This is a genomic window from Sphingomonas sp. ABOLH, from assembly GCF_003951715.1.
GTDB classification, from domain to species: domain Bacteria; phylum Pseudomonadota; class Alphaproteobacteria; order Sphingomonadales; family Sphingomonadaceae; genus Sphingomonas; species Sphingomonas hankookensis_A.
The window spans coordinates 1-2142 of the sequence record NZ_QQWV01000098.1; the positions used below are offsets into that span (position 1 = coordinate 1).

General features: G+C 54.4%; 1 protein-coding gene. It reads left to right on the forward strand.

The genetic code is table 11. From position 1 onward, the window contains the following. Positions 1–171 precede the first annotated feature (171 nt). A complete protein-coding gene (locus tag CA237_RS19350; RefSeq protein WP_126015317.1) occupies positions 172–1971 on the forward strand; it encodes an N-6 DNA methylase in 1800 nt (599 codons plus the stop codon). Positions 1972–2142 lie beyond the last annotated feature (171 nt).

Consider the following 2142-nt stretch of genomic DNA (forward strand, 5'->3'; position numbering starts at 1 on the left):
ATCGCCAGGGTCGCCGGCGACTGGCCCGCCACCCGCTGGGACGAGCTGATGCCGTGGAACTGGGTGCCCCAGACAGATCAGCCAACAGCCCAAGCCGCATAAACTGCGGTCCTCACGCCACGCTTACACACGAAGCAGGAGCTTATCAGCGCCTTCGGCGCGGCAAACGACTTGCTTCGCAAGGAAGGCCTGCGGGAAGGACTGGAGCGCTTCACGGAGTTCTCCAACCTCTTGTTCCTCAAGCTCATCAGCGAGATCGAGGCAGATCGGGAGGCCAACGGAGAACCGCGGATACTCGAAGAACGCTATTGCTGGGACGCTTTCAAGGACAAGCCCGATCAGGAAATGCTAGACTACATCAATGATACTGTTTTGCCCCGGCTAGTTAAGAATTACAATCACAGCAGCGACGTCTTCCAGAAAACCTTAGCGATCAAGAGCCCCAAAACCCTTGGACTAATCGTAAAGCGACTGTCTAAGCTCGCGTTACTAAACACCGATTCTGACATCAAAGGGGATGCTTTCGAGTACTTCCTCCGCAACTCCGTGTCTGTGGGTAACGACCTCGGAGAGTATTTCACCCCTCGCCATATCGTGAAGCTTGCCGTTGATCTAGTTGATCCTCTTTTTGAGGAGACCATTTACGATCCCACCTGCGGGACCGGTGGTTTCCTTATCCAAGCTTTTCGGCACGTGAAGGGGAAGGTGAAAAACACGCCTGAGAATCTTCGCTTTTTGAGGGAAGATACGATCTTCGGTCGGGAGCTTACCGCCACAGCCAAAGTGGCAAAGATGAACATGATAATCATAGGCGATGGACACAACAACATCGAACAGATGGACAGCTTGTCCAAGCCCGTCAAAGAAGAATACGACGTAGTTCTGGCCAACTTTCCGTTCTCACAAGAGACGGATTATTCCGGCTTATACGGCTATGAAACTGACAACGCCAACCCTGTATTTCTCCAGCACATCATCAACGCACTGAAGGAAGGTGGGCGGGCCGGCGTGGTTGTGCCTGAGGGTGTGCTGTTTGATGAAGCCTCCCCTTATGTGCGAGTTCGGAAAAGCTTGCTTGAGACCTGCGAGCTGGAAGCGGTCGTCAGCCTTCATGAGTATGTTTTCCGCCCGTATACCGGGCAGCCCACCAGCTTGCTGATCTTCAAAAAAGGCAAGCCAACTAAGTCGGTGTGGTTTTTTGATGTCATCAATGATGGCTTCGAGAAGAGCACCAGGAAGCTTGGACGGCGTCCGATACCAGAGAACGACCTCCCGCTCTTACGGCAGCTTTGGTCGGAGCGAGGCCATTCCGATCGCTCATTCTCTGTCGATATCGCAACTATCCGCAAGCATGGCCACAAGCTGACGATTGATGAGTTCCGTGATCAATACGCCAACCCGGAATGGGTCCAACTGGGTGGCAAAAAAGGAGTGTGCAACATTGTAATCGGCGGCACGCCCAACACGAAAAAGCGGGAGTACTACGGGGGCGAGCATCTGTTTGCGAAAATCGCGGACCTTACCGCATGTGAGGAGATGGAACTGCACGAGACAGAGGAGCGGCTGACGGACGCTGGCGTTGCGAACTCCTCTGTAAAGCCGGTTCCCGCAGGCACCGTACTGTTCAGCTTCAAGCTCTCACTAGGTAAAGTGGCGATTACCGGGCGGCCCATGTACACTAACGAAGCAATCGCTGCGATCATTCCCAAGGATGATCGGGTGCTCCCAAAGTTCCTCTATTACGTGCTCCCTCGCATTCCGGTGCCCGGTGCCCGCAAAGCAGCCAAAGGGCAGACCTCAAGCAAGGGGCGCCTTGAGAAGGCAAAAATCCCCCTTCCGGATATTACCGAACAGCGAGCGCTCATTGAGATGATGGAAGCCCACGACGCCAAGGTTGCCGCCATGAAGGCCCAGATCGCCGAAATGACGGCAGAGGTAGATGAGGAGTTCCGAGCGCGGGCCCTTTCATAGCCACTCGTGGCTAGCTAAATATATAGGTCCCTTTTTTTGCTCTAAGTTGGAAAACCCCACGCTGTACCGGCTGATGTTCACACCGCCGCCACGGCTCGGAGTCAGCGATGATCCATGGTCGGGCGAAGCTGGAAGACAGATACTAAAGAGCTTCGCCCGGACATCGACAAG